Origin of the sequence: Mycobacterium parmense (genome assembly GCF_010730575.1) — a bacterium.
GTDB lineage: Bacteria > Actinomycetota > Actinomycetes > Mycobacteriales > Mycobacteriaceae > Mycobacterium > Mycobacterium parmense.
Window position 1 is genome coordinate 5,595,601 of record NZ_AP022614.1, and the last position, 26,251, is coordinate 5,621,851.

Genomic DNA, 26,251 nt, shown 5'->3' on the forward strand with positions numbered 1-26,251 from the left:
GGGCAGCAATGAAAGAGAACCTAACTGGGACGCTATGGCGTCTCGCCATCTACCTCGTCGTCTCAGTCCTAGGCATGTTCACGCTGGTCGCCGTTTTCGGTCAGCTGCGCTTCCAGGCTGAGAAGACCTACAAAGCGCAGTTCGTGAACGTGTCGGGATTGGAGGGCGGAAACTTCGTCCGTATCGCCGGTGTCGAGGTCGGCAAAGTCAAGAACATCACCGTCGAGCCCGACTCCACCGTTCTCGTCGAATTCACCGCGTCAGACAACGTGGTGCTCACCGAGGGAACCAGGGCCGCCATCCGTTTCGCGGACCTCACCGGCGGCAGATATGTCGCACTAGAAGAGGGAGCGGGCAACATCAGGCGACTCAGTCCAGGCGGGACCATCCCCTTGGCTCGTACCGAACCGGCACTCGATCTGGACGCATTGATAGGCGGTTTCCGGCCTCTGTTCCGGGCGCTGGACCCAGAGCAGGTCAACAAGCTAACCGGGCAACTCATCGCGGCCTTCCAAGGTCAGGGCGGCACGATCGGCTCATTTCTCACCCAGGCCGCCGCCCTGACTAACACCTTGGCCGACCGAGACCACCTGATCGGTCAGGTCATCGTCAACTTAAACACTGTGCTCGGTTCGCTCGGGGGCCAAAGCGGTCAGTTCGCGCGTGCCGTCGACTCGCTGTCCGAACTGGTGGCGGGGCTTGAGGCTCGCAAGCAGGACATCAGCAACGGCGTGGCGTATGCGAACGCTGCCGCCGGGTCGATCACGGAATTGCTGGCCCAAGCCCGGCCGCCGGTGAAAAAGGTTGTGCACGAGGCGGATCGCACCGCTGCAACGGTGTTGGCCGACCACGACTGGCTCGAAAAATACCTCGACGACTGGCCCGCCGCGTTCAAGATTCTGAACAGGCAAGGCTTGTACGGAGACTTCTTCAGCTTCTACCTGTGTGACATCGTGCTGAAGGTCAACGGCAAGGGTGGCCAGCCGGTATATATCAAGCTGGCCGGCCAGGCCAGCGGCAGGTGCACGCCGCGATGAAAACGTTCTCCGAACGCAATCCCTTCGTCATCGGCGTCATCGGGCTGGGTGCGGTTTTTACACTCATGCTGCTCTCCCTGAACTACGACAAGTTGCCGTTTTTCCATAACGACAGAACGTATTCGGCGTACTTCGCCGAAGCGGGCGGCCTGGAGCCCGGCAACCACGTCCAGGTATCGGGTTACCGGGTCGGGCAGGTCGACAGCGTCGGGTTGGACGGACCGCGCGTGCTGGTGAAGTTCACCGTCGCTCGGAATCTCCGCCTCGGTGAGCGCACCGAGGCAGCGATCAAATTGCGGACCGTGCTGGGTAGCAAGGTCCTCGAGGTCAGCCCTCGTGGCGAGGGGCAGCTGACCGGACCGATCCCGCTGGAGCGAACCACATCGGCTTATCAGCTGCCTGACGCGCTCGGCGACCTCACCGCGACAATCAGCGGTCTCAACACCGACCAGCTGTCTCAATCGCTTGCGGTACTGGCCAACACCTTTGCCGACACCCCACCCGACCTGAAGGCTGCGGTGCAGGGAGTGGCGCGATTCTCGCATACCCTGGATGAACGCGACGGTCAGCTACGGACCCTGCTGAGCAATGCCAACAAGGCGACCACAGTCCTGGCCGAGCGCAGCGACGAAGTGGCCCAGCTCGTCCGCAACACCAACTCACTGTTGACGCAACTGAGAAGCCAAAGCAACGCGCTGGACCAGATTTCCAACAACCTTGCTGCGCTGGCCCGCCAACTCAAAGGCTTCATCGCCGAAAACCGCGACACGTTGAAGCCGGCCCTCGACAAGCTCAACGGTGTGCTGGAGATCGTCGACAAACGCAAGGAGAACGTACAGAAGGCGCTCGTCGGGCTCAACAAATACGCGCTGGGCCTGGGCGAATCGGTGTCCTCCGGGCCCTTTTTCAAGGCCTACGTCGTCAACCTTTTCCCGGGACAGTTTGTGCAGCCGTTCATCGATGCAGCGTTCTCCGACCTCGGCCTAGACCCGAATGTGTTGCTGCCCAGCCAACGCGCCGACCCACAGGTTGGCCAGCCCGCGACACCGCCACTGCCCATGCCGTATCCGCGAACCGGCCAGGGCGGGCCACCGCGGATGACGCTGCCCGACGCCATAACCGGCAATCCGGGTGACCATCCGTGTGGTCCGGGCGCAGCCTCGTCGGGGCCCGGCTGCTACCCCTACCGGGAGCCGCTTCCCGCTCCTCCTCCAGGTGGGCCACCACCAGGGCCACCGGCGCAGCCGGGTCAAGGCGCGGGCCAGTCAGCACCGTCGCCGGGGCCAGCGCAACCAGGCGAAGGGGGTGGGGGACGATGAGTTACCGCGGCGCGAGGATCGGGGTGGCCATCGCGCTCGTAGCGGTGCTGCTCGGCGGAATCGTCACCGTGGTGCGGTCTGCTGCAGGGGTCGGTCGCACCACCGTCGTCGGATACTTTGCCAACAGCACTGGCCTCTACAAAGGTGACAGCGTCGTTATTCTCGGAGTGCCGGTCGGTAAGATCGAAAAAATCGAACCACAACCCGAACATGTGCGAATCACCTTCTGGTTCAACGACAAATATAAGGTGCCCGCTGACGTCAAAGCGGCTATCCTGTCGCCTTCCCTGGTGACGCCCCGGTCTATCCAGTTGACTCCCGCCTATACAGGCGGCCCCGTGCTGGCCGACCATGCGGTAATCCCGCAGCAACGTACCGCGGTACCGGTGGAGTATGACGACTTCCGTCAGCAGCTGGAGAAGCTTGCGCAGGTGCTGCAGCCGACCGCTCCGGGTGGAACCAGCACTTTGGGGGAGTTCATCAACACCGCGGCCGACAACCTTCGGGGCCAGGGCTCCGACATTCGCAAGACTGTTATCGAACTTTCGCAGGCGATTTCAGCGCTCGGCGACCATAGCAATGACCTGTTCAGCACCGTGAAAAACCTGTCCATTCTGGTCTCCGCACTGCACGACAGCAGCGACCTGCTCCAACATCTGAATCAGAACCTTGCCGAGGTCACCGGTCTGCTCGCCAACGACCCCAACGAGGTCGCTAATGCTGTCCGCAACCTCAACGACGTGGTTGGCGACGTCCGAGACTTTGTCGCCGAGAACCGAGAAGCGCTGGGTACGACGTCGGACAAACTGGCGTCAGTGACTCAAGCCGTGAACGACAGCCTCGGTGACGTCAAGCAGCTGCTGCATACCGCACCAACGGCATTCCAGAACTTCCTCAACATCTACCAACCCGCACAAGGGACGTTGACCGGTGCGCTGGCCTTCAACAACTTCGCTAATACAATCCAATTCCTTTGTGGGGCAGTAGAAGCCGCATCACGTCTAGGTGCCAAAGAATCAGCCAAGTTGTGTGTCCAGTATCTGGCGCCGATCATCAAGAACCGCCAAGTGAATTTTCCGCCCCTCGGTGAAAATCTCTTCGTCGGAGCGGCGGCGCGCCCCAACGAACTCACCTATAGCGAGGACTGGCTGCGCCCAGATTATATTCCGCCGCAACCTGACTCCCCGCCAACTCAGGGCCCGGCAGCGTCGGCCGCTGGGTCGACCCCGGCCGAAACCCCGCCGCCGGCAGCGGACGGGCCGGGGCCAGCGCAGGCGGCGCCAACAAACCCGGCTGACGGTTTACGCGGAATGATGGTGCCGCCCGGAGGTGCACAATGAGTCGATCAACACTTTGGTGTCGCGCGATGGTGGCGCTCCTGGCAGTGGTGGCGCTTACAACACTGTCCGGCTGCGGGTTTCGAGGTCTGAACTCGATCAGTTTGCCGGGGACAAAAGGCGGCGGCCCGGGCGCATATACCATCCGCGCCCAAATGCCCGATGTGCAGAATTTGCAACGGAATTCGCGGGTCCGGGTCAACGACGTGACGGTCGGCAACGTTACCGACATAGAACTTCAGGGTTGGAATGCGTTGGTCACCATGACGATCGACGGCGATGTCGACCTCCCCGCCAATGCAACCGCTACCCTCGGTCAAACCAGCTTACTGGGTTCGGTGCACGTCGAACTGGCGCCTCCCGCGGGAATAGCGCCGCAGGGCAAGCTGACGAACGGCTCGTTGATTCCCCTGTCGTCGGCCGGCGCCTACCCGTCCACCGAGCGCACACTGGCCGCTGTGTCGCTGCTGCTTAACGGCGGCGGCCTGGGTCAGATTCAAGACATCACCAAGACGTTGAGCACTGCCTTCAGTGGGCGCGAACAAGATTTGCGAAACCTGCTGAATCAGCTCGATACGTTTGTCGGCTACCTCAATGACCAAAAGAGCGACATCATCGCCGCAATGGACCACTTCAACAGTCTCGTCGGGCAATTTGCCGATCAGAAACCGATTATTGACAAGGCGCTGAAGACCATTCCGGAAGCGTTGACCGTGCTCAAAGACCAGCGAGAAAACCTCGCCAACGCCCTGGGTGAAGTCGGCAAGTTGAGCGCGCTCGCCGCCGACTCGGTTAACAAGACCAAGGAAAACCTAATCAAGGAATTGAAAGACCTTGGGCCCGTGCTGCAATCGCTAGCCGACGCCGGGCCCGCATTGACTCGGTCGCTGGGCTTCCTCGGGACATTCCCGTTCCCCGCATCGACACTCAGCAAATGGGTGCGCGGAGATTATGCGAACCTGACGGCGGTAATCGACTTGACGCTGAGTCGGCTCGACGCGGGGTTCTTCACCGGCACCCGCTTCGAGTGCAATCTAACCGAGCTCGAGTTGCAGTGGGGCCGCACCATCGGACAGATGCCCAGCCCGTGCACCGGGGGCGGACCTTACAACCCGGGCAACCCCTTGGTTGTTCCCTACCATTTCGACCAGGGGCGCTGAGATGCTGCATCTGACCCGGCGCATCAAGATCCAGCTGGCCATTTTCACGGTGATCAGCCTGGGCGCGGCCTCGCTCATGTTCTTCGACTACATGCAAATACCGACGGTATTCTTCGGTTTCGACCGCTACACGGTCACTGTGGAGCTACCTCAAGCCGGCGGGCTTTACCCGGGCGGCAACGTCACCTACCGAGGCGTCGAGGTGGGTCGGGTGCAAGCGGTACGGCTCACCGCGACCGGCGCCGAGGCCGTGCTTCAGCTCAATTCTGATGTGCACATTCCAGCCAACCTGAATGCACAAGTCCACAGCGTTTCGGCGGTCGGCGAGCAATACGTCGAGTTGCTGCCACGTGTTGGGCAGGGGCCGTCGCTGAAGGACGGTGACGTGATTCCCATCGACCGCAGTTATGTTCCACCAGACATCAATTCGCTGCTGGCGGCCACGAACCGTGGCCTTGCCGTTATCCCCCGCGACAACCTCAAAACGGTGGTCGACGAGTCCTATACGGCCGTGGGCGGGCTCGGCCCAGAGCTTTCCCGGCTGGTCAGCGGAACATCTAAGCTGGCGATCGACAGCCGTCAGAACCTCGATGCGCTCGTCAACCTGATTGATGGATCAAAGCCGCTGCTGGACAGCCAGACCCAGTCAGCAGATGCGGTCCAAGGGTGGGCCGCTCACCTGGCGACGATCACCTCCGAGCTGCGCGATAACGATTCCGCGGTCGCAGGTCTGCTACAAGACGGCGGCCCGGCGGCCGCCGAGGCTCGGCAGTTGTTCGACCGGCTGAACCCCACGCTGCCGATCGTGCTGGCCAACCTGGTCAGTGTCGGGCAGGTGGGCGTCACCTACCGGGACAACCTCGAATCCTTGTTGGTCGAGCTGCCCCAGGGGACGGCCGACATCCAAGCGACCGGTGTGGCCAACAAAAACACCAAGCAGGATTACAACGGTGCCTTCCTCAGCTTCAATCTGAACCTCAACTGGCCACCCCCATGTACCACCGGATTCCTGCCCATCCAGCAGCAGCGCGCTGCCAGCTACGAGGACTACCCGGACGCCCCTAAAGGTGACATCTATTGCCGGGTGCCGCAGGACTCGGTGCTCAACGTGCGTGGCGCCCACAACTTGCCCTGCGAGACGCGCCCCGGCAAACGCGCGCCGACCGTCAAGCTGTGCGAAAGCGACCAAACCTACGTTCCGCTCAACGAGGGCTTCAACTGGAAGGGTGATCCGAACGCTACGTACTCCGGGCAAGGCGTACCGCAGTTCAGACCGGGTGAGGAGCCACCCGGACAGGTCCCTCCACCGTCGCCGCCGGGTCCGTTGCCACCGCCGATAGCGGCCGTTCAATACGATCCCGCGACGGGCATGTATATGGGTCCGGACGGCCGGATGTACACCCAGACCGACCTAGCTGTCGGCACCAAGAAAGGGCAAACATGGCAGAGCATGCTGATGCCACCCAAGAGAAACTGAGCGAGTCGGACCTGGCGGTCACTACTGATGAGGGGACCGCTGAGGCGCACCCTCCGGACAACCCAACGGTGGACGAGAAGGCCGACGAGGCCGAGGATTACGACGCCTCGGTGGATGATGCGGCCGAACCGGATGCCGAAGGCGCTGTGCCGGCGAAGAAATCAAGCTCGCCTGCGCGACTGGCGACAGTCTTCGGGTTGGTCACAGCGGTCGGCTTAACGGCGCTCGCGGGCTGGTTCGGGTATCAGACGTATCAGTCACACCAGGCCCAACAACAGCGCGAACTGCTAGTTCGCATCGGCAGGCAAGGCGCACTGAATCTGACGACAATCGACTGGCGGCACGCCGACGCCGACGTCCAGCGGATCTTGGACTCAGCGACCGGCGCTTTCTACGACGACTTCTCTCATCGATCCAAACCCTTCATCGACGTCGTCAAGAGAGCGCAGTCGACATCGGTCGGGACAATTACCGAGGCGGGCCTGGAGTCACAATCGGGCAACGAAGCCCAGGTGCTGGTCGCTGTGTCCGTCAAGACGTCGAATCTCGGTGCGGCCGAGCAGGACCCGCGGCATTGGCGGATGCGCGTCAGCGTCCAGAAGGTCGGAAACGAGGTGAAAGTCTCCAACGTCGCATTCGTACCGTGACGAAGGCGCACCCCGGCCAACGCCGACGACCAAGCCCACGAACCAGAAAAGGAACCATCGCAGTGCGGGTTATATCCGATTCCGCCGTAGAGCAGGACGAAGCGCAGGTCGACGAGCAGACGACTCAGCAAATCGATATTGAGACAGACGAAGCCGAACAGGCCAGTGACGACGTGGACACCGTCGATACCGCCGACGTTGCCGAATCGGAGGACGAATCCGTCGACGATGCTGGAACGGGAGATCCCAGAGACGTTCAACGCCGGCCGCGTAAGCGCCGGATCAGATGGTCGCGGCTGCTGGTCTTCGGGGTGTTGCCTATATCAGCTTTGCTGATCGCCGTGGCCACCGGCTTTCTCAAGTGGCAAGACGCGTCGAACCGTTGGTCTAGGGCGGCCGAAATCGAGTCAGTCGCCGCCGCCAAGGATTCCAGCGTTGCGATACTGTCCTACCAGCCTGACACAGTCGAAAAGGACCTAGACGCCGCCCGCGATCGGCTGACCGGGAAGTTCAAGGACTCCTACACTCAATTGGTCCACGACGTGGTGATACCAGGCGCCAAGAAGGACCACATCTCGGCGGTCGCTACCGTTCCCGCCGTCGCGTCGGTGTCGGCGAACCCGGACCACGCTGTCGCACTGGTGTACGTCGACCAGACTGTGATCGTCGGCAACGATGCACCTACCGACACTGCATCCACTGTCCGAGTGACGATGGACAAGGTCGGAAACCGTTGGCTGATTTCCTCATTCGACCCAGTGTGAGGCCGCGATGGCACAGAAGGATATCTGCCCGGTCTGACTGGGGTCAGCACCGCGACACGGCCCCCGGATGAGCTGCGCAACAGTGGTTTGATCGGTGAGGGAGAGGTAGGGTGCGCTGGCCAGGCGGACTATGTCGTTTACACCATACGAATTTGGAAAACTCGGATGTCTTTTGAATCGCCGGCTTTTCGCGGTGCGGAACGGTCGAGAAGTGCGTCGCCGCCGGGCGCGGCCGGCGGCGACGTGCTTAGCTTGCCTACGTGATCTCGACGCTCGAAGACCTGCTGCGTCTGTTGGACCTGCAGCAGATCGATGACGCAGTGTTCGTGGGCACTCAACCCGACACCCCCAATCACCACATCATCGGAAGCCAGGTCGCCGCTCAGGCGTTGATGGCGGCGGGCCGGATGACACCCGGGCGACTGGCGCACAGCATGCACATGTACTTTCTGCGGCGGGGTGACGCAAGGCAGCCGATCGAGTATGACGTGACCCCGCTACGTGACGGCGGCACCATATCCTCGCGTCGGGTGACCGCAAGCCAGTCGGGAGTCGTCCTCTTCGAGGCACTCGCCTCGTTCACAATCGTTGTCGACGATGTCGACTGGCAACAAAGAATGCCGGACGTGGCGGGGCCGGACGCCGCCCGTGGACTCGAGGATCTGTTGACGCCCTATGCCGAGGAATTTGGTGACTGGTGGCCGCGGCAACGTCCCTTCAGCATGCGGTACCTCGACCCGCCGCCGCGGGTTGCCCTTGATCTCTCCGACCCGCCGCCGCCGCGGCTTCGGATCTGGCTTCGCGCTAACGGCGAGGTCTCCGACGATCCGGTGGTCAACAGTTGTGTGGCGGCCTACCTCAGCGCGCTCACACTGCTCGAGTGTGCGATGACGACGATGCGCACCACACCGATGGGTCCTCGCCTCTCGGCGCTAGTCGACCACACCATCTGGTTTCACCGCGCTGCCGATTTTACTGACTGGCTGCTCTTCGACCAGTCATCGCCGAGCATTGTGGGCCGTCGCGGTTTGGCCACCGGGACCCTGTACAACCGCTCCGGTGAATTGGTGTGCATCGCAACCCAGGAGGGCTACTTCGCTGAGGAGCGACAGTGAAGCCGATCAACGGCGTTGGCAGCGCTGAGATCACGTGATCGCGCCGGCGATCTTGAGCTCAATGAGTCGTTCGTCATCGATACCGAGTTCGCGCAGCACCCCGTCGGTGTGTTCGGCGAACTGCGGCGCTCTGCCCAGCCTTGCCGGATCATCATCGAACTTCACGGGGTTGGCTACCAACCTCTGCGGATGACCTTCGGCATCGATGATTTCGGCGATGCGCCCGTTGGCGGTCAGTGCCTCGTCGTGGGCTATTTCCCAGGCGTCCTGTACCGGGGCCCACTGCCCTCTGCCCTTGTTTAGCAACGCCTGACACTCGGCATAGGTCAAGTTGCCGATCGCGTCCCCGACGATTCGTTGGGCGGTTTCGCTGTGTCGGGCCATCGCCTCTGTCGAGGTGAACCGGGGATCTTCAGCGAGATCGCGCAGACCCATCAGCCGGCAGAACTCCGGCCAGTATCGCGCCGGCTGCAGCATCGACAACTGGACGAACCTTCCGTCCGCCGTTTTATAGGCGCCGGTCAGCGGGTTGCCCGGGGCCTGGGTTCGGCGTTCCATTTTAGGCAGTGGACCGCCCGTCAGCATGGCCATGTTCACGCTGAATTGGGTTGCCCAGGCGCCGACGGCAAGCAGCGAGACGTCGAGCACCGATGGTTCACCGGTGTTCTGTCTACCGTAGAGCGCCGCCGCCACCCCTCCGGCGATGGTGATCCCTCCGATGTTGTCTCCGTAAGCCCCGGCGGGCATGAACGGAGTTTGCGCGGCGTCGGGCGATGTGAGGCCGTCCGCGCTGCCGCCGCGGGCCCAGAAGGCCGTGGCGTCGTAGGCCCCGGCATCGCGGTCAGGCCCATTGGAACCGAAGCCACTGCCGGCGACATAAATGATGTCGGGGTTGACGCGGCGGACGTCTTCGACGTCGATGGCCAGCTTCTTTCGCGAGGACGGCAGGTAGTTCGTCAGGAACACGTCGCTTCGCCGGATCAGCTCGTCGAGCAGGGGACGCGCCTCGGGATTGTCGAGGGCCATTCCGACACTGCGCTTTCCGCGGTTGGGTGCTTCCATGATCGGCGCGAACGACGATCCGGGTACGGTTGCCGCGGCGCCCAACACCTTGACCAAGCCGCGCTGGGCATCGCCGGTGACAGGATGCTCGATCTTCACGACGTCGGCGCCCCAGTCCGCGAGCACCGCGCCCGCCGACGGAACGAAGGTGAACTGTGCGATCTCCAGCACGCGAACTCCGTTGAGCGGTTTACGCATCAAATGTCCTTCAAAGTGAGGGTGGGCGCATTGCCCACTCAATGCATGATGTCTTGGACCTTCGTCTTCTCGTAGCCCTTGAGCAGCTCAGCGCTGGCGTTCTTCATGTGTCGTCGCCAATGCGCCTCGGCCTCTGTGCCGTCGCGCTCGGCCACCAGATCGGCGAGCCGGATATACGACCGCATCAGCTTGTTGTACTGAGCCTTTGGCACGACGTTCTGAACGCTGAGAAATGCTGCGGTCATGTGCCTTTCGAAGATCTCGTGCAGCATGCCGGCGATCACGGTCAGCGTCGTGTTGCCCGACAGCTCCACGAGTCGGCGGTGCAACCCGGTCGAGGCTGCGGCCAATTCGCCGGTCTCCCAGGCAGCGGGGATCTCATCGATGAGATCACGCAATTCGCGGTGGGCCGCCACGGTGCCATCTTCTGCGAGCAATCGGGCCGCATACGGTTCAATCCCCATCCGTGCGGTCATCACGTCGGCGAGGGTGGTCCCCGCGAGGGCGAGCAGGAAGCCTGCCGGTCGCGCCACGATTTCGGGGCCCGGGACCCGAACCCGGGCGCCGGTGCGCGAGCCGCGCCGAACCTCCACGAGGCGATCGGACTCCAAGACTCGCACGGCTTCTCGCAGTGACGGTCGGCTGACCTGAAAGTGATTCATGAGTTCGGCTTCATAGGGGAGGAAGTCGCCGTCTTTGAGCTGTCCCTCGACTATCATCCGCCGTAACGTGTCCGCCACGATTTCGGCCGTCTTGGGTGACCGTACCGCACCGTTGTTCTCTCGCGCTGTCATCGGCGCGAGTGGTTCCCGCTTGGGCATCGCGGCCTCCTGAATCTAGACATGTACTACTCAGTACACCATGTGGAGCGCCTATTCGGGGTATCCAGCCTGCGTCAGTGCAGCTGCGAAAGGACGCGCGTCGCGGCTGCACCGTAGCCGGCGCGCCGTCGGCGGCCGACCAGAAAGCTTGGCGGTGACGCAAACGCCATGTCGGGCAGGCGTTTGCGAGCCGCAAGCATTTCGCGCGCCTGGGTGTCATCTCCGCAGACCGCGATCGACCACAGCATATCGTCGGTGACGTGGTCGGCGATCGCCTCTGGTCGGCCGCTGCGGAAGGCCGAACGGATCCGCGCGACCTCGTCTGTCCAGCCGTGCAGCTCGACGAGCGAGTCGTAGGTCTTGACCGTGAAGTAGAAGGCAATCTGAAGCCGTGCGTCGCGGACGGCTCGGGCCGGGTCGTCGTTGTCGATCGCAGTGATCAGCCACCCCCAGCGTCGTAGCTCGGCGGGGTCACGCCCGCTTGATTCGGCGCCGCGGCCCAGTTCGGGCCCCACAAGTTCGATCCACCACCGGTCGGTGAAGAGCCCGTGCCCCAGCACACCATCGGCGGTGCGCCCCGCCGTGCGCAACATGATCTTGTTGAAGGCTCCGATCAGGATGGGCACGTCCAACCGGCCAAGCACGGGCGCACGTATTTCGGCGTCGATCGTGTAGAACCGGCCCTCGTAGTGGACGCGTTCGCCATTCTCGGCGTGGAGGAACGCCCTGATCACCTCGACCAGCTCGGCCATCCGAGGTGCGGGGTGGGCAGCGTCGACACCGAACCAGTCCCTGTTCATCCGCGAGGTCCCCGACCCAAGTCCCAGAAAGACCCTGCCGGGGGCGAGTGCGCAGAGATGTCGGACCGCAGCGGCGTGTACGAACGGGGACCGGGCGAACGCATACGCGATCCCCGGGCCGATCTTCGCCTGTGAGGTACCAAGGGCCATCTCAGTCGCCGTGATGTAAGCGTTCAGGTCGGCGAACTCGCCGGCGCAAAACGCCTGCGCCCCGGCAGTCTCGGCCTGCGTCGCCAGCGCGGGTCCCGGCCACGGCAGACCCCAGTCCATTTGTCCTCACATCCGTCGGCGATACATCACTAACCTAGTTAGACATGTGATTATACGTCGTGGCTCGCGTCGAAGCTATCGCCAGGCAGTGACGAAATTTTTAGACAAAGGTGTCAAAAATGGGTAGCCTCGAACATTGCTGCCAGTCTGTCATGGGTGGAGGGACGTTCCGATAATGCAAACCCTGCCGAGCATGCTGCCCACGGGTTGGTTCCAGGTCGCCTGGAGTGCCGACATCGCCGTCGCCGAGGTGGTGCCGATGCATTACTTTGGGCGGGATCTGGTCGCCTTCCGGCAGCTCGATGGGCTGGTGAAGGTGCTGGACGCGCACTGCCAGCACCTTGGCGCGAGCCTGGCTCATGGTGGTTGTGTGGTCGAAGACGGGATCCAGTGCCCTTTTCACGGCTGGGTGTGGAACGGCGCCGGACGCAACGTCCACATTCCGTACCAGGATCGGCCCAATAAGGCCCGGCGAGTACGTTCCTATCCGGTCGCAGAACTCAACGAGTCGATCTTGATCTGGCATGACAGCGCGGGCAGGCAACCGCTGTGGGAAGCGCCTGACGCCTTCGCGGTGCTGGGCGATCATGTGCGCTCGCGGCGGTTCCACCCGTTGGGGGCCGATTGTCGGACGCGGCACGAGCGTGTGAAGGTGCACCCCCAGGTGATCGCCGAGAACGCCGTGGATCCCCACCACTTCCGGTTCGTACATCGCACCCCGATCAGTCCCGTGGTGTTGCGCGAGAGCACGGACAGCTCGACCTGGTCGGCTAAGGTCGGCTTCGGCAGGAGGTGGAACGACGGCCTGGACCGCGTCGGCGACACGATGAACACGATCGAGATCTATTGGTCAGGAATTGGTGTCAGCTACAACGGCGAACACGTCCGCGACGGCATCCGGGTCATCTCGATCTGTGCGACACCGGTGGACGACACCAGATCCGACATCTTCGCCGGCTACTGGATCAGCGAGGAAACGTCAGAAGGCCCGGATGATTTCGAGGCGCGTCTGGCGGCAGCGAAACTCGCCCTGCCCGACGACATCCGGATCTGGGAGCACCAGAAGTACCTCGAACCGCCGGGCCTGGCGACCTCGGAGGCGGCAGGCTTTCGCGCGCTGCGTCGGTGGGCGAGCGGGTTTTATCCCGAACCGGAAGCCGCAGCCGAGCCGGTCGCACATGGTGTCTGAGGGCTCGCCCCGGCGGGTAACACGCAAGTCCGACCGCACCCGAGAGTCAATCCTGGACGCTGCGCGGACGGCGTTTGCGCGCAAGGGTTTCTCCGGCGTCACCATCAAGGACATCACTGACCTCGCGCCGGTCACCCGGGCGAACTTCTACTATTACTTCTCCGACAAGACCGAGCTCTTCATCGAACTCGGCACCGATACCTATCGCCAGGCGCTCGCGGTTGTTGAAGGCTTCATGGAGCAGGGGAGCCCGCCCAGCAGGGAGGACATCGAGGCCTGGGTTGCCGGCTACTTCGACTACCTCGACCGCAACGGTGCGTTCGTCATCCGCTCCACCGAGGACATGCCTCCCGATCGCAAATTCCGCGCCGCGGTCGCCCGCTCGCACCGTCGAACCGCCGCCGCGCTCGGTGAGGGCATCGCAAAGATGGCGCCGACACCGCCCGACCTCGACCCCGTGGCTACCGGGCTGGTGATTATGGCGATGCTCGAACGCTCATGGCTGATGGTTCGCCACAACGAGGTCCCGTCGACTACGCGCCAAGCGGTGCTCATGGCGGCCACCGAGATGCTGTGGCGAACGGTCAACGGTCAGACCTGACCGATGTCCATTCGTCGATGAGCTTATCGATCGTGGTCAGCCGGCCCAGCACGGCAATAGTGTTGTCCAGCACCTGTTCTGCATAGTCTTTGGGGGTTCCGCCGACGGCGTCGCGTGGGACGACGAGTTCGAAACCGGCCTGCGTAACATGCCCGGCAGTGTGGGTGATCGCCAGGTTCAGCGAAACGCCGGCAAGGACGATGGTGCTCACGCCGAAGCCTTTGAGCACGGGCAGTAGTTCGGAATCGAGCGTTGGGAAAAGGCCGTGGTGGCGCGCTAACACCAGATCGGTGGGTGCCAGCAGGTCGGGAAGCACTGTAGTGGAGGCGGTTCCGGGGGCCCAGTGGGCGGTTGCGGGGCCTAGGGCCCGCCAGATGCGCGCCGTCCCGGTCGGCCGGCCGCCGAGGTTGCCCTCGTAGGTCGCGTGCACAACCCGCGCGCCGAACTGGCGGGCGGAATCGAGAAGTCGGCGCACACTGGAGACGAGTTCAGAGCTGTCGGCGGCCAAAGCGGGCAAGACGGACTCGGGGCCCAGCACGCCGTTCTGGCATTCCACACAGACAACGGCCGTGGTCTCGGGGTCCCATGGTTTCGGAGCCATCCCTGCACCCTAGTCCATTTTTTGACACCTGTGACGAAAAATTTGGTAGATCGCTTACAAAATATGGAGTTTCGCCTTCTTACCTCGAAAGGCTTTAAGGTGAAATCGTGGAGATCCGCGGTCACATCTCATCCGGTAAACCTGCCCTGGTCCTCGCTCGGGCCGGTACTGCGATCGATTTCGCCGAGCTGGAGAAGCGTGCCAATCGTCTGGCTCACTTCTGGTATGCCGCCGGACTTCGCGAGGGCGACACGGTTGCGGCAGTACTCGAGAACAATGAACACGTCCATGCCGTGATGTGGGCGGCGCGCCGGAGCGGTCTGTACTACGCGTTGATCAACACTCACCTGACGGCCGCCGAGGCCGCCTACATCGTCGACAACAGTTCAGCAAAGGCGCTGATCGGGTCACGCGCGACTCGCGACGTCTGCGAAGGCCTTGCCGAGCATTCCCCCGGCGGGCTACCTGAGTTGCTGCTGATGGCCGACGACGATCTGGACGGATGGTATCGCTACCCGGAATGTGTTGCCGACCAACCCGAGACGCCGATCCCCGACGAACGCGAAGGCGATCTGCTGCAGTACTCGTCGGGAACCACCGGCAGACCCAAGGGGATCCGCCGTGAGCTTCCGCATCTACCACCAAGTGAAGCACCCAACATCCTGACGCCGTTGATGGATGCGGTCGGTATCACCAGCGAGTCCGTGTATCTGAGCCCGGCGCCGCTGTATCACACCGCGCCGTCGTTCTGGTCAATGGTGGTGCAGTCGCTGGGTGGCACCACCGTCGTGATGGAGAAGTTCGACCCGCAACACGCGCTCGAGTGCATCCAGCGCTACGGCATCACTCATGGCCAATTCGTCCCGGCGATGTTCGTGCGGATGCTCAAACTGCCCGAAGCGGTGCGCATGTCCTACGACGTTTCCAGCCTGCAGCGGGTGGTGCATGCGGCCGCGCCGTGCCCGGTGGACATCAAGAAACAGATGATCGCGTGGTGGGGGCCGATCATCGACGAGTACTACGCCGCTTCGGAGGCCGTGGGAGCCTCGTTCATCCGCGCCGAGGACTGGCTGAACCACCCCGGCTCGGTCGGCCGACCCTTGGTTGGGGTCCCACACATCCTCGATGAGAGCGGCCATGAGCTACCGCCCGGTGTGCCCGGCGAGATCTATTACGAGGGAGGGCATTCGTTCCAGTACCTCAAAGACGACGCGAAGACGGCAGCGGCCCACGACGCGCACGGCTGGGTGACCGTCGGTGACATCGGCTATCTCGACGTGGACGGCTACCTCTATCTCACTGATCGCCGTCATCACATGATCATTTCGGGCGGTGTGAATATCTACCCGCAAGAAGCCGAAGATCTGCTGATCACCCATCCCAAGGTGCTCGACGCCGCAGTCTTCGGTATTCCGGATGACGAGATGGGTCAGGCTGCCAAAGGCGTGGTGCAGACGGTCGATCCGGCTGATGCCAACGACGACTTCGCGGCGGAGTTATTGGAGTGGCTGCGAAACCGGTTGGCGCACTACAAGTGTCCGCGGTCGCTGTCGTTCGAGGCGCAGCTGCCCCGGACCGATGCCGGTAAGTTGTACAAGCAGCCGCTCGTCGGCAAGTATTCGGCGAGGGGATAGGTGATCAGCCCAGTTTCAGAGGCACGCGCTCAAGTGAAAAGGTGCTCGCGGGGAACACAATCTGCGGTTCCTCACCGACTTTCACCGAAAACTCGGGAATGCGCCGGAGCCATTCGGCCACGATCAGCTTCAGCTCGAGGCGGGCCAGGTGCGACCCCAGGCAGCGGTGTGGCCCGCCACCGAAGCCCCAGTGCCGGTGCACCTTTCCATCCATCACCACGTCGTTGGTCGAGATCTCGTCGCTGTCGTCGCGATTGATGGCAGCGACACACAACCGCACCATGGTGTCGGCGGGCAGCGTGACGTCCCCGATGGTGACCTCGGTGGTGGTCACGCGGGGCAGCATCGGCGCCGGCGGCTCCAGCCGGACGATCTCCTCGACGAACACATCGATCTGGTCGGGATCGTCGCAGAGGGTGGCCCTCAGCTCCGGGTTGCGGGCGAGCTCCAGCAGTGCGGAACTCATCGCCGCGGTGACGGTGTCCAGCCCGGCCAGGACGAAGAGGAAGCTCAGGCCCATGATTTCGGCGTCGTCGAGCGGTTCATCGCCATTGAGCAACTGCGACAAGATGTCCGGCCCGGGGTCGGCCCGCCGTGCGTTGATCGCCTCTGTGAGGTACGCGAGCAATTCGAGTGCCGGCGTCAGGTCGGCGTCCTCGAGTGACGGCGCTTCCGAGATCGCGATGACCGCGGTTTTCCATGCGACGAGCCTGTCGCGATCCTCCAGCGGCAGCCCGAACAAGGTCAGGAATACCTGTGAGGGGTACGGGATCGCGACGTCGGCGACGACTTCGCACTCGCCCTTGTCGGCTACCCGCCCGATGATCTCGATCGCCTGCTGTTGCAGCGAGGGCAGCATCTCTTTCAACGTGTGCGGGCTGAAGAAGGGCTGCAGGATCTTGCGGAACCGGGTGTGCTCCGGCGGGTCGAACGAGATGGGCACCAGCGGCAGTGGGCTGCCGAGCACGTCGAAAGCCTTCTTCGAGGAGAATAATTCGGGATCGCGCAGCGCGGCCAGCACGTCGTCGCGGTGGGTCAGGTAGAAGATTCCGTCGACGGACACCACCCGCCCCGCGTCACGAAGAACCTTCCACCCCACTCCGCGGTCCGCCGCCATCGGCAGGCTGGCGAAGGAAAGTTCGGGTGCCCCAAGGGTTTCCACGTATTCTCCTAAGGTTAGAACGCCGACCGGTGCAAGCCACCGTCGACTTCGATCCAACTACCGGTGAGGTAGCCGGCAGGTTCTGAGCAAAGATAGGCGATGAGCGAGGCAATCTCGCTCGGTTTGCCCATTCGCGCTGCCGGCACCCGAGCTTCGCGCAGCATGAACTCTCGTCGCTCCTGATCGGTGCTCGCGCCGAGGTGCTGCTCCAGGTAGGCCAGTGCGTTCTCAGTCTCGATCCAGCCGGGCGCGACGGTATTGACCGTGATGCCGAACTGGGCGTACTCGTCGGAGACCGTCTTGAGCAGGCCGATCGTCGAGGGGCGACTGGTATTGGCCACCGCGTGGTGGATGCCGCCCGCCGGTTCCTTGGCGGTGGCGGAGCCGATGTGCACGAATCGGCCCCAGCCGGCGTCCTGCATGGCAGGCAGGACCGCGTGCAGCAGGAGGATCTGGCTCATCGTGTGCAGTTCGAAGGACTCACGGTAGACGTTCACATCGGTGATGTCGGCGAAATCGCCGGGACGCTGGTACTTGGCCTGCCCGACAACGATCAGCGGCGCCCCGTGCCGGGCCGCAATCTCGCGGACGGCGTGGGTGAGCTGCCCGTCGTCGGCGACGTCGGCAGTGACACCGATGGCAGCGCCCCCTTCAGCGCGGATCGCCTCGACCGCGGCGTCGACATCGGTCCTGGTCCGCGCTAGTATCGCAACCCGCGCACCCTCCGCGGCAAGCAGTTTGGCGACCTCGAAGCCGATTCCCTTGCTGCCGCCGACGACCAGCGCCGATCGGCCGTCGATTCCGTAATGCATCCGGTGCGCCGACTAGCCTCGCCGCACGTCCATGCCGGCGTCCACCTTGAGCATGCTTCCGGTGAACGAACGGCCCGCGTCGCTGATCAAAAAGAGGATCGTGTTGCTGACGTCGCGTGGCTCGATCAGCGGCAAGTCCGGCAGCGCGGTCTGGACTGCATTGACCATGCGGGGGTTGTCCTCGATCACCTTGAACAGCGCCGGGTTGTCAGTGATCATCGGGGTCGCGCAATTCGTCGGCGCCACCGCGTTGACGCGAATACGGTCGGGAGCGAGCATGGCCGCATACGCGCGGACCAGGCCGACGACGGCGACCTTGGACATCAGGTAGGCGTCGCTGCCGCCGCGGCCGTCGGTGAGGTCCAATAGCGCGATCATCGAACTCGTCGCGATCAAGTTGCCGCCCTCGCCGCGTTCCTTGAGGTGCGGTATCGCGACTTGGAATGCGTTCCAGACACCGATGAGCATGATGTCGAGACCGAGCCGCAACGCTTCGGACGCGTCGCGCTCGTCGGCATTGGTCAGCACCACGCCGGCGTTTGCGATCACGGTGTCGATGTGCCCGAACTGTTCGACGCCGGCGTCGAACGCTGCCTGCAGGGCAGCTTTGTCGCGGACGTCTGCCTTACGGAAAAGCATTTCCTGACCGGTCTTTTCGACCAGGCGCGCTGTCTCCTCAAGGTCCTCGTAGGTGCCCAGCTTGTAGGGCACGATGTCTAGGTCTTCACAGAGGTCGACTCCGACGATGTTCGCACCCTGCTCGGCGCACATGACCGCGTGCGAGCGGCCCTGCCCACGGGCGGCGCCGGTGATGAAGATGACCCGGCCGTCGAGTGAACCCATTCGTTTGCCTCCAGTAGCTCGCTAGTGGCCGCGCTCAGCGGGATGGAGCGGACGCGGCGTAGTGACGTGCGCCACGTGCAGGATGCTACGCCGCGAGGTTGGAATCATACAACTATTTCGCTACTTTGGGGGTCAGGCGAACGATCAATCTGTTTTCGAAGGGAATCCCACATGTCCGAAGGCCTCAATGGCGGTCCCCGTCCTCCCGATGGCGACTGGCTGGGAACCCCGTTCCTGACATTCGAACGCCAAGGTGCATTCGCGATCTGCACCCTGGACCGTCCGCAGGCACGTAATGCGATGACGCCCGCCATGTATTTCGGGATCCGATACGCGGTCAGCCGCGTCAACGCCGATCCCGATCTCGCCGGCCTGCTCATCACCGGAACCGGCGACGTCTTCGCGCCGGGTGGAGATTTGGGACAGGCCGCCGAGGACAATTGGATGGACTTTGCCTCCACCATGGGAATGGACGTCACGCCTTTCGACGTCCTGCGACAGTCTCCGAAACCGGTCGTGTCCGCAGTCAATGGGCTGTGCCAAGGTGGCGGCCTGCAGATCGCCATGTGCAGTGACATCGCGGTGGTCAGCGAGCGGGCCACCTTCCGCGTGCCCGAGTTGTTCCGTGGCATCGCTGACACCTACTACAGCCAGGTGTTGGCACGCTTGATCGGCCCGGTCCGCACGAAGGACCTGATGTTCACCGGCCGCACGCTGTCCGCAGAGGAGGCCGTCGACTGGGGCATGGTGGCCAGGATGGTTCCCCACGACGACCTGCTGGACGTGGCCAAGGAGCTTCTCGCGCAATGCTGCCGGACCGCACCCGGGGCGCGGGGCGTGATCAAAGCCAGTCTCGACAACTACCTGGGGCTGTTCGACCGCATCGGCATGCAGGCCAGCCTCTTCGGTCCCGAAGCCCGCGAAGGCTTCCGGGCCTTCAAGCAGAAGAACTCGCCAGCGTGGGTACATCCCGAGCTTCAGGTGGACGGCCGGTTGTAACCGCCGCCGCGCCTACTTCGGAGTGAAGCGCTGCGCGCCGTCGAGGCGCATTACCTCGCCGTTGACGTAGCCGTTGGTGAGCAGGAACGTGGCCGCGTCGGCAAACTCATCGGGGGAGCCGAGTCGTTTCGGGAACGGCACGTTGGCGGCGAACTTGGCGATGGCCTCTTCGCCGACAGACTCCATGATCGGCGTCTTCATGGTGCCCGGCGCGATGGTGTTGACCCGGATGCCCACCGAACTCAGGTCGCGGGCGGCGGCGATGGTCAACCCGATGACACCGGCTTTCGCGGCGGCATAGGCGGTCTGCCCGATCTGCCCCTCGTAGCCCGCAATCGAGGCGGTGAGCACCAGCGCGCCCCGCTCGCCGCCATCGCGGGGTTCTGCGGTGGCCACGGCTGCGGCCACGAGTCGGGCCATGTTGTAGGTGCCATTGAGATAGAGATCGATCGTCTTGGTGAAGCCGCCGAAGTCCGCGGGGCTGCCGTCGCGCTGCACGATCCGTTGCGCCACACCGAAACCGCCGTGGGCGACCACCGCGTAGCGCAGCTGACCGAGCTGGTTGGCCTGCTCGATCGCGCCGAGAACGCTGTCCTCACTCGTCACGTCGGTGCTCACGAACAGCGCTCGACTGCCCAGCTCGTCGGCCAGAGCCTTACCCTTGTCGGCGGCGAGATCGGCGATCACCACGCCGAGTCCGTCGGCATGGAGCCGACGGACCGTCGCCTCGCCCAGGCCACCCGCGCCGCCGCTGACAATCGCCGACGCTCCGTCGAATTTCGCTACAGTCACCAATCCTCCTTATTAACCGTTGTTTTCCACTTCAGGCGGATCGCCCGTCATCAAGCTCCACGGATCCTCCGCGGCCAGCACCAGCCGGCCGAGCCGTCGTGCGTAGTTCGCGGTCGTGCCGTAGTCCGCGGTCCAGCTCTGAGCGCGCAGGGTGAACAGCCACAGCGGGTGCTCACTGGTGACGCCGATCGCGCCGTGCAACTGATGGGCGACGCTGGTGACCGGGCCGACGGCGCGACCGACTGCGACCTTCGCGACGGTGACGGCATAGTCGGTGTGGGGGGAGTTGAAGCCGTGCTCGGCCGCGGCTGCGACAGCCAATTCCGCAGCAGCACGAGCTGTTTCGATTTCCCCGGCCATGCCGGCCAGTGACTGCTGCACCGACTGGAAAGCGCTGAGCGGACGACCGAACTGGACGCGCTGCCGGGTGTGCTGCACCGACAGCGCTGCGGCAGCGTCCAGCACCCCGATGGTCTGCACACAGCGTGACCATGCGCCGCGCCGAGCCAGCTCGGCGCCGAGCGCCGGGTCGACGTCGTACAGCTGGTCGGCCGGCACGTCGAACACGAGCGAATCGCGGGGTTCGCCCGCTAGGTTGTGACCTTCCCGCAGTTGGCCGGGGATCACGTCGATAACACCGACCCGCAGCCTGGAGGGCGTGGTGACGGCCAGCAGGGCGGCGGCGCACGCTCGCGCCCATGGCACGCCGGTCGCGGTGCCGGTGACCCTGGCGCCGTCGGTTTCGGCATCGGCGACGGCAGCGGTCAGCGGCCCGTTGGGGAGCTCGATCCCGGCCTGCTGGCCCAGCCACCCGGCAAGCGCGTCGGTTTCGGCCAACGGCACCGCGCCGGCGTGGCGGGCCACGCCGTAAAGCGCAATGGCCAACTCGCGCGGGCCGGCTCCCATGTCGGGCGTGCTCGTCAGCCTGGCCAGCCCGGTGTCCTCGAGGTTGCCCCAGAGCTCGGCGTCGAACTGGTCGGGGATGCCGCGGTGGCCCAGCCCGGCGTCGTAGGAGCGCTGCCCGAGGTCGTCGACGAGCTGACGCAGCTGCGTGTCGTCATTTTGAGAGTCGGTCGCGGCGAATATCCCGCCAGCCAGCGCGCTCATCGCAGCCCCATTCCGCGGGCGATCACGCCGCGAAGCACCTCATTGGTACCGCCGCGCAGGGTGAACATGGGCTTGTGCAGCCACGCGGTGCTCAGCATCGTCTCCAGTTCGGAATTCGGGGGTACCGCCTCGAGCAGATCGGCGATCAACCCCACGGATTCGGCTTCGAAACGCGTGCCGAGGTCCTTCACCAGCGCGGCCTGATTCGCCGCGTCGCCGCCGTCGGTGAGCGTGCGTGCCACCGACAACGACAGCTGCCGCAGCGAGATCAACCGCGCCATCAGGTCGCCGATGTCGGCGGCGGTGCGGCCATCGGGCACCGGTCCACCACCGAGTGCGCGGATGGCGGCGAACAGCAGGGGACCGGTGGACAGGATCCGCTCGGGCCCGCTGCGTTCGAACGACAACTCGGAGGTGACCTGGTGCCAGCCGTTGCCGACCTCGCCGAGCACATCGGCATCGGATACGAAGACCTGATCGAACAGCACCTCGTTGAAGTGATGTGCGCCCGACATCAAGATGATGGGCTCGATGCGGACGCCCTCGGCATCGCACGGCACCAGGAATTGGCTGAACCCGGCGTGGCGGTGTTCTGGATCCGGCGGGCTGGTGCGGGCTAGCACGACGACTTGGTGCGCATGGTGGGCCCCGCTGGTCCACACCTTGCTGCCGGAGAGTAACCAGCCGCCGTCGGCGCGGACAGCCTTGGTTTGCACAGCAGCAAGGTCGGACCCGGCGCCGTGCTCGCTCATGCCGATTGACGAAAAAAGCTGTCCAGCAACAATTTTGGGCAACAAACGTTCGCGCTGCTCCTCATTGCCGTAGGTCAGCAGGCCCGGTGCGACCTGACGATCGGCCGTCCAGTGCGCGGCCACGGGCGCACCCGCTGCGATCAGCTCCTCGGTGACCACGTAGCGGTGCAGGTGCCCGAGGCCGTGGCCGCCGTAACGCTGCGGGATGGTCAGGCCGATGAATCCGGCGGCGCCAAGCCGCGCCGAGAACTGCTCGTCCCACCCGGCCAGCCATGAATCGACGCCGGGCTGCCAGCCGAATTCAGCACGGTCGGACTCCAAGAAGTCGCGCACGGCGTGCCGCAGCTTGACCAACTCGGGCTCACGGGCGCTCAACGCGTCGAACGAATTCACCACTGCCGCTTCCTAAACCGTAGGCACCGGGGCCGACAGAAGGTAGAAGTTGGGCGTCAGGTCATCTTCGTTGGCGGCCAGTCGGTACTCCGACAGGTCGACGCGGCCCTCCTCGCGAAGGATCTCCTCGTCGGTGTAGAAGTGGCCGCTGCACGCCGCGGCGGGACGGGTGACCAGCGCGTGCACCGCCTCGGCCATGACCTGCGGGCTGCGGGCCTGCGCCCGCACCGTTTCCTCGCCCATTGCGACCATCATTCCCGTACTGGCGATCGTGGTGGCCGGCCACAGCGAATTCACCGCGATCGGTACCGAGGCGAATTCCTCGGCCCATCCCAAGGTAAGCAGGCTCTCGGCGTACTTGCCCACGGTGTGCCCGACATGGGCACCAACCCATCGGGGGTCCATATTCAGCGGGGGAGCGACATTGACCACGTGCGCGTTGCCCGACCGGCGCAAGTACGGAAGTGCGGCCTGCACAATCGCGAACGGCCCTTCGACATTGACCTCCAGCAGCCGGCGCAGGCTTTTGGGCGGTAGCTGCGCGGTCGGTCGTAGATCCAGGGCTCCGGCGTTGTTGACGACGACGTCGATGCCACCGAACGCGTCGGCTGCCGCCTCGACTGCCGCTGCGACCGCTGCCGCGTCGCGCACATCGCACGTCAGCGGCAACGCCCGACCGCCGGCACGTCGCACGGCGTCCGCGGTCTCGGCAAGGGTGCCCGCGATCTTGGGATTCGGCGTCTGAGTCTTAGCCAACAGGGCCACGGCAGCGCCATCGGCGGCGGCCCGCACGGCCACGGCGGCTCCGATGCCGCGGCTCGCGCCGGTGACCACGACCACGCGGTGCTTCAAGGTGCGAGAATCGGGACTACCCACGGTTCGTTGGCCTTCCGCCGTCGCTGCGGTGATTCGAGGAATGCTATAACTATATAGCTCATTAGTGGGAGGGATGAACCCGCCCGACCGAAGCGAGGCCCCATGACTCAGGTTCTGTCGATCGGCACCTATCTGCCGCCATGGACGGTGCGCGACCGGCGGGTCAAGGGACCCGATGAGGACGCGCTGACGATGGCCGTCGCCGCCGGTCGCGCTGCCGATCCCGAGGCCACGGCGCAACGCGTGGCGATGGTGTCGCGTGACTTTCCACTGCTGGAGGGCGGCAACGGCGCGGTGCTGTTGGCTGCGTTGTCCCTGCCGGCCGACACCCCCGTCGCCGAGGTCCTCGGCGGTGCGCCCGCCGTGCTGGACCAAATCTGCAACGCCGGCGAACGCACCTTGGTGATCGCCGCCGACGACAACGATCTCGCGGCGGGGGCCGGGGCGGTGCTCACGGGCGGCGGCGGCGTCACGCTGACCCCGGCGGCGCGCCAGACGCGGAGCCTGCCGCTGACGGCCCGAGGGGAGGACGGCGCGCGCCATGCCTACGTCGACCCCCGGCTGCAACGCGAGGTGGGGGTGCGCTCCACCCTGACCCGACTGGGCCTGACCGGAAGCCCGGCGCTGGCCGCCGTGGCAGGCGTGCCGCTGGCGCAGATCGCGAGCGACTTCGACACATCGCGGGCCGTCGCCGACCCCAGTGTCTGCGCGTCGGCGATCATCCGGCTGCTCGCCGACGCGATCGAGGCGGGCACGCAGGGCTTGTTGCTCGCCGTCGAGCAGTCCAGCATCAGCGCGGCCGACCTCGCGTTCGGGGGCGCGACGCCCGGGATCTCCCGCGACGAATTTCCGGCGCGGGAGCTACCCAAGATGCGCGTTGCCGACGGCGTCGGCATTCCGATTTCGATGCCCGCGTACGCGCGCGCTTTCGAGCCGAAGATCCGTTGGGAAGCAGCGGTTTTCGAAGAGAGCCCGGGCATCGATGCCGCGCCGCAGTTTCCACCGCGGCTGCGAGTCGACAATGCCGGGCGGTTGGCCAGCGAGTACCGGCTCGAGTCGCTGCCGCGAACCGGCACCGTATACACCCACACCACCGTGCGGATTCCGGTGCCCGACGTGCCCAGCCCGTACTCCCTGGCCGTCGTTCAACTCGACGGCAGCCCGGTGCGGGTGCTGCTGAAAGTCACCGGTGTGCCCGCGGGTGAGGCGACGATCGGACAGCCTGGCTCGGTGGTGTTGCGCAGGATCGCCACTCGCGCCGGCATTCCCGATTACGGCTACGCCTTCTGGCCCGGACGGACGCTGGAAGGAGCGGTTGCGTGAGAAAAGTCGCCATCGTCGGCGCGGGGATGACGCCCTTCGCCGAACACTTCGAACTGGGTATCAAGGATCTGGTGCCGATGGCCTACGCCGAAGCGGTCGCCAACGTTGACAAGGGCATTCAGAAGTCTGAGCTCGAAGCCGCGTGGTTCGGCGAGCTAGCGACCACCGACGGGTTCCCGTCCGGCATTTTGGCCGACACCCTCGATCTGACCGATATCCCGGTAACCCGCGTCGAAAATGCCTGTGCCACCGGCAATGACGCGATCCGGAACGGCACGCTGGCCATCGCCTCCGGCCTCTACGATGTGGTGCTCGTAGTCGGGGCCGACAAGGTCCGCGAGACCTCCTCGAACACCACGTTCTGGGACTGGGCGGCGATGACCCGCGACAACGCGTGGGACTACCCGCTGGGGCTGGTTGCGCCCGCCAACTTCGCGCTGCACGTGATGCGGTATCTGCACGAGTCTCCGGCGACGAAGGAGCACATGGCGATGGTGGCGGTGAAGAACCATTTCCACGCGGTGAACAACCCGAAAGCTCAACTGCGCTATGAGATCACCGTCGAGCAGGCGCTGGCTGCGCCGATCGTGGTCGAACCCTTCGGACTCTACGACTGCACCCCGCAGAGCGACGGCGCGGCCGCGGTGATCTTGGCTGCGGAGGACGTCGTCGACCGCTACACCGACCGTCCCGTCTGGGTTCGCGGCGTGGGGCTGGGGATGGACCGGGTGATGCACCAGCATAAGACGGACATGACGACGTTTCCGCCGACGGTGCGTGCCGCCAAGGCCGCGATGGCGATGGCCGGGGTGACGCCGCGCGACATCGACGTCGCCGAGGTCCACGACTGCTTCACCGGGGTCGAGCTGATCAGCTACGAAGATCTGGGGTTCGCACACCGTTTCGAGGCCTACAAGTTGGTGGAAGGCCGCGAACACTATGTGGGCGGATCGATTCCGATCAACCCGAGTGGCGGGTTGAAGGCCAAGGGGCATCCGCCGGGTGCCACCGGCGTGGCGCAGTGCTACGAACTGTTCAACCAGCTTCGCGGTGAGGCCGAGAATCAAGTCGACGGTGCGCGCATCGCGTTGGCCCACAACATCGGCGGGCCGACCGCGGTCTCCGCGGTCACTGTCCTTTCCAACGAGAAGAACTGACGG

The 26,251-nt window shown here is 64.4% G+C and carries 25 protein-coding genes; 14 read left to right on the forward strand and 11 right to left on the reverse strand.

Annotated features, from left to right (window positions below):
* The first annotated feature begins 8 nt into the window (after positions 1 to 8).
* From G6N48_RS25960 to G6N48_RS25995, 8 genes are all read left to right on the forward strand, one after another.
* Entirely contained in the window at positions 9 to 1,037 is a 1,029-nt protein-coding gene (locus G6N48_RS25960) for an MCE family protein (RefSeq protein ID WP_085270003.1), read from the forward strand.
* Positions 1,034 to 2,356, forward strand: a complete 1,323-nt coding sequence (locus G6N48_RS25965) for an MCE family protein (RefSeq protein ID WP_085270130.1) — start codon at positions 1,034 to 1,036, stop codon at positions 2,354 to 2,356. The genes G6N48_RS25960 and G6N48_RS25965 overlap by 4 nt, the downstream gene beginning before the upstream one ends.
* Positions 2,353 to 3,696 carry a virulence factor Mce family protein gene (locus G6N48_RS25970; RefSeq protein WP_139825841.1) on the forward strand — a complete coding sequence of 448 codons (1,344 nt, stop codon included), beginning with the start codon at positions 2,353 to 2,355 and terminating at the stop codon, positions 3,694 to 3,696. Before G6N48_RS25965 ends, G6N48_RS25970 begins: the two co-directional genes overlap by 4 nt.
* A gap of 26 nt (positions 3,697 to 3,722) precedes the next feature.
* The gene (locus tag G6N48_RS25975) at positions 3,723 to 4,853 is read left to right on the forward strand and encodes an MCE family protein (RefSeq protein ID WP_085270002.1); all 1,131 of its coding nucleotides are present in this window, start codon (positions 3,723 to 3,725) and stop codon (positions 4,851 to 4,853) included.
* 1 nt (position 4,854) lies between these two features.
* Positions 4,855 to 6,330 (forward strand): MCE family protein, encoded by a 1,476-nt coding sequence (locus G6N48_RS25980; RefSeq protein WP_085270001.1) that lies wholly within the window; start codon positions 4,855 to 4,857, stop codon positions 6,328 to 6,330.
* Positions 6,294 to 6,977 carry an Mce protein gene (locus G6N48_RS25985; RefSeq protein ID WP_085270000.1) on the forward strand — a complete coding sequence of 228 codons (684 nt, stop codon included), beginning with the start codon at positions 6,294 to 6,296 and terminating at the stop codon, positions 6,975 to 6,977. Before G6N48_RS25980 ends, G6N48_RS25985 begins: the two co-directional genes overlap by 37 nt.
* Before the next feature lie 62 nt (positions 6,978 to 7,039).
* Positions 7,040 to 7,741, forward strand: coding sequence for a hypothetical protein (locus G6N48_RS25990; RefSeq protein WP_085269999.1), 702 nt, complete (start codon positions 7,040 to 7,042; stop codon positions 7,739 to 7,741).
* 260 nt (positions 7,742 to 8,001) lie between these two features.
* Complete coding sequence (locus tag G6N48_RS25995) at positions 8,002 to 8,856, forward strand: acyl-CoA thioesterase (RefSeq protein ID WP_085269998.1); 855 nt, start codon at positions 8,002 to 8,004, stop codon at positions 8,854 to 8,856.
* Positions 8,857 to 8,886: 30 nt separating this feature from the next.
* Here G6N48_RS25995 and G6N48_RS26000 read toward each other — a convergent pair whose 3' ends face one another.
* From G6N48_RS26000 to G6N48_RS26010, 3 genes are all read right to left on the reverse strand, one after another.
* A complete protein-coding gene (locus G6N48_RS26000) occupies positions 8,887 to 10,116 on the reverse strand; it encodes a CaiB/BaiF CoA transferase family protein (protein WP_085269997.1) in 1,230 nt (409 codons plus the stop codon).
* 38 nt (positions 10,117 to 10,154) lie between these two features.
* Positions 10,155 to 10,937, reverse strand: coding sequence for a FadR/GntR family transcriptional regulator (locus G6N48_RS26005; protein ID WP_085269996.1), 783 nt, complete (start codon positions 10,935 to 10,937; stop codon positions 10,155 to 10,157).
* A 74-nt stretch (positions 10,938 to 11,011) separates the two neighbouring features.
* Positions 11,012 to 12,007, reverse strand: coding sequence for an LLM class flavin-dependent oxidoreductase (locus G6N48_RS26010; protein ID WP_085269995.1), 996 nt, complete (start codon positions 12,005 to 12,007; stop codon positions 11,012 to 11,014).
* 175 nt (positions 12,008 to 12,182) lie between these two features.
* Between G6N48_RS26010 and G6N48_RS26015 the strand changes: the two genes are divergently transcribed.
* Positions 12,183 to 13,196: a Rieske 2Fe-2S domain-containing protein gene (locus G6N48_RS26015; protein WP_085269994.1), complete on the forward strand. Its 1,014-nt coding sequence runs from the start codon at positions 12,183 to 12,185 to the stop codon at positions 13,194 to 13,196.
* Positions 13,186 to 13,797, forward strand: coding sequence for a TetR/AcrR family transcriptional regulator (locus tag G6N48_RS26020; protein WP_085269993.1), 612 nt, complete (start codon positions 13,186 to 13,188; stop codon positions 13,795 to 13,797). The genes G6N48_RS26015 and G6N48_RS26020 overlap by 11 nt, the downstream gene beginning before the upstream one ends.
* Here G6N48_RS26020 and G6N48_RS26025 read toward each other — a convergent pair.
* Entirely contained in the window at positions 13,781 to 14,398 is a 618-nt protein-coding gene (locus G6N48_RS26025) for an isochorismatase family protein (protein ID WP_085269992.1), read from the reverse strand. The two genes, G6N48_RS26020 and G6N48_RS26025, sit on opposite strands and share 17 nt — an antisense overlap.
* Positions 14,399 to 14,505: 107 nt before the next feature.
* Here G6N48_RS26025 and fadD4 point away from each other — a divergent pair, with 107 nt between their 5' ends.
* Positions 14,506 to 16,032, forward strand: coding sequence for a fatty-acid--CoA ligase FadD4 (gene fadD4, locus G6N48_RS26030; protein ID WP_085269991.1), 1,527 nt, complete (start codon positions 14,506 to 14,508; stop codon positions 16,030 to 16,032).
* Between the two features lie 4 nt (positions 16,033 to 16,036).
* Here the strand turns inward: fadD4 and G6N48_RS26035 are convergent, their stop codons facing one another.
* Genes G6N48_RS26035 through G6N48_RS26045 form a run of 3 tightly spaced genes read right to left on the reverse strand, consistent with a single transcriptional unit; the run spans position 16,037 to position 18,849 of the window.
* Complete coding sequence (locus tag G6N48_RS26035; protein ID WP_232066829.1) at positions 16,037 to 17,149, reverse strand: cytochrome P450; 1,113 nt, start codon at positions 17,147 to 17,149, stop codon at positions 16,037 to 16,039.
* Positions 17,150 to 17,208: 59 nt separating this feature from the next.
* Entirely contained in the window at positions 17,209 to 18,006 is a 798-nt protein-coding gene (locus tag G6N48_RS26040) for an SDR family oxidoreductase (protein ID WP_085269989.1), read from the reverse strand.
* A gap of 12 nt (positions 18,007 to 18,018) precedes the next feature.
* Positions 18,019 to 18,849 carry a mycofactocin-coupled SDR family oxidoreductase gene (locus tag G6N48_RS26045; protein WP_085269988.1) on the reverse strand — a complete coding sequence of 277 codons (831 nt, stop codon included), beginning with the start codon at positions 18,847 to 18,849 and terminating at the stop codon, positions 18,019 to 18,021.
* A gap of 171 nt (positions 18,850 to 19,020) precedes the next feature.
* Between G6N48_RS26045 and G6N48_RS26050 the strand changes: the two genes are divergently transcribed.
* Positions 19,021 to 19,848, forward strand: coding sequence for an enoyl-CoA hydratase/isomerase family protein (locus G6N48_RS26050; RefSeq protein WP_085269987.1), 828 nt, complete (start codon positions 19,021 to 19,023; stop codon positions 19,846 to 19,848).
* 12 nt (positions 19,849 to 19,860) lie between these two features.
* Here the strand turns inward: G6N48_RS26050 and G6N48_RS26055 are convergent, their stop codons facing one another.
* Genes G6N48_RS26055 through G6N48_RS26070 form a run of 4 tightly spaced genes read right to left on the reverse strand, consistent with a single transcriptional unit; the run spans position 19,861 to position 23,744 of the window.
* Positions 19,861 to 20,640 (reverse strand): SDR family oxidoreductase, encoded by a 780-nt coding sequence (locus tag G6N48_RS26055; protein ID WP_085270128.1) that lies wholly within the window; start codon positions 20,638 to 20,640, stop codon positions 19,861 to 19,863.
* A 12-nt stretch (positions 20,641 to 20,652) separates the two neighbouring features.
* On the reverse strand, positions 20,653 to 21,747 hold the full coding sequence (locus tag G6N48_RS26060; protein ID WP_085269986.1) for an acyl-CoA dehydrogenase family protein: 1,095 nt from the start codon (positions 21,745 to 21,747) through the stop codon (positions 20,653 to 20,655).
* Positions 21,744 to 22,895 (reverse strand): acyl-CoA dehydrogenase family protein, encoded by a 1,152-nt coding sequence (locus G6N48_RS26065; protein WP_085269985.1) that lies wholly within the window; start codon positions 22,893 to 22,895, stop codon positions 21,744 to 21,746. Before G6N48_RS26065 ends, G6N48_RS26060 begins: the two co-directional genes overlap by 4 nt.
* A gap of 9 nt (positions 22,896 to 22,904) precedes the next feature.
* On the reverse strand, positions 22,905 to 23,744 hold the full coding sequence (locus G6N48_RS26070; RefSeq protein WP_085269984.1) for an SDR family oxidoreductase: 840 nt from the start codon (positions 23,742 to 23,744) through the stop codon (positions 22,905 to 22,907).
* A 126-nt stretch (positions 23,745 to 23,870) separates the two neighbouring features.
* Between G6N48_RS26070 and G6N48_RS26075 the strand changes: the two genes are divergently transcribed.
* Together G6N48_RS26075 and G6N48_RS26080 are read left to right on the forward strand one after the other, a co-directional pair.
* Positions 23,871 to 25,091: a Zn-ribbon domain-containing OB-fold protein gene (locus G6N48_RS26075; protein WP_085269983.1), complete on the forward strand. Its 1,221-nt coding sequence runs from the start codon at positions 23,871 to 23,873 to the stop codon at positions 25,089 to 25,091.
* Positions 25,088 to 26,248: a thiolase C-terminal domain-containing protein gene (locus tag G6N48_RS26080; protein ID WP_085269982.1), complete on the forward strand. Its 1,161-nt coding sequence runs from the start codon at positions 25,088 to 25,090 to the stop codon at positions 26,246 to 26,248. The genes G6N48_RS26075 and G6N48_RS26080 overlap by 4 nt, the downstream gene beginning before the upstream one ends.
* Positions 26,249 to 26,251 lie beyond the last annotated feature (3 nt).